Consider the following 1,223-nt stretch of genomic DNA (forward strand, 5'->3'; position numbering starts at 1 on the left):
GATGCGAAGACCGCTATTCTAGCGTGTCTGGAGAGCCTGTCAACACAATTTAATCGATGGCGATAAAAATAGGGTGCGCTGCATGGTCGGAGCATCAGGCGCCGATCGACTCCGCACGCTTTGCCGCGAAATTCCAGCGCAGCGCTTCGCCCGTGTCGACGCGGGCGGGCAGCAAACCCGCCGCGAGGAACGTATCGGCGATCTTCTGCTGCTCACCGAAGTTCTGCGTGACCACGGCGCGCACGAGATAGCTGCGTCGCGCGTTCGCGCGCTCGATCGTCTTCGCGTCGAGTCCCCAGATCGGCGCGAGGATATTGGCGGCCTCCTGCTGATGTTCGCGCAGCCACGTACCGGCTTGCGACAGCCGGTCGAACACGATCTGGACGACGTCGGGGCGCGCGGCAGCAAAGCTGCTCGACGCAAGGTAATAGCGCTGGTATGACGCGAGCCCGCTGCCGTCGGCCAGAATCCGCACGTCGGGATTCGCGTCGACCGACGCGACGTACGGATCCCACGTGATCCATGCATCGACGCTGCCGCGCTCGAACGCCGCGCGGCCGTCCGCGGGCGTCAGGTAGTGGATTGCGGCGTCGGCGGGGGCGAGCCTCGCGCGGGCGAGGGCGGCAAGCAGCAGGTAGTGGCTGCCGGCCGCCTTCGTGACGGCGATGCGCTTGCCCTTGAGATCGGCGAGCGTGCGCAGTGCGCCGTCGCGCTTGACGACGATGGCCTGCGCTTTCGGCGATGGCGCTTCCTGCGCGACGTACACGAAGCGCGCATGCGCGGCCTGCGCGAAGACGGGAACGGTGTCGGCCACGTCGGCGCTGAAATCGACCGCGCCGACGTTGAGCGCTTCGGTCAGCGGCAAGCCGCTTGCGAATTCATGCCACGACACACGCAGGCCGAGCGGCGCAAGCGACTGCTCCAGCGTGCCGCGCGTCTTGAGCAGCGTAATGAGCGTCGACGATTTCTGGTATCCGATGCGCAGCGTGGATGGCGTGGTCTCGGCGTGCGTCCGGATGCCGGCGACGCTCAGGCCGGCGGCCAGCATCGCGCGCGCGAACGCGCGGCGGTTCATCGACGTCATGGGGCGTGTTCCTCGTCGGGTTCGTTGAAAGCAAGGCGGCTAACGTACCAACGGGGAGGGCAATCGATAACCGATTAATTCTGCTATCGATCGGAGCGGCGGGCATATGGCGCGGCCAGGGCGCGCGATGTCCGCGCCG

The 1,223-nt window shown here is 66.6% G+C and carries 1 protein-coding gene; it reads right to left on the reverse strand.

Annotated features, from left to right (window positions below):
• Positions 1-94: 94 nt before the first annotated feature.
• Positions 95-1,084, reverse strand: a complete 990-nt coding sequence (locus U5771_RS35120; protein ID WP_322028172.1) for an aliphatic sulfonate ABC transporter substrate-binding protein — start codon at positions 1,082-1,084, stop codon at positions 95-97.
• Positions 1,085-1,223 lie beyond the last annotated feature (139 nt).

Origin of the sequence: Burkholderia sp. BCC1977 (genome assembly GCF_905339595.1) — a bacterium.
GTDB lineage: Bacteria > Pseudomonadota > Gammaproteobacteria > Burkholderiales > Burkholderiaceae > Burkholderia.

Coding starts and splice junctions, on each gene's coding strand:
- U5771_RS35120 (WP_322028172.1), bottom strand. CDS start 1,084: ATGACGTCGATGAACCGCCGCGCGTTCGCGCGCGCGATGCTGGCCGCC.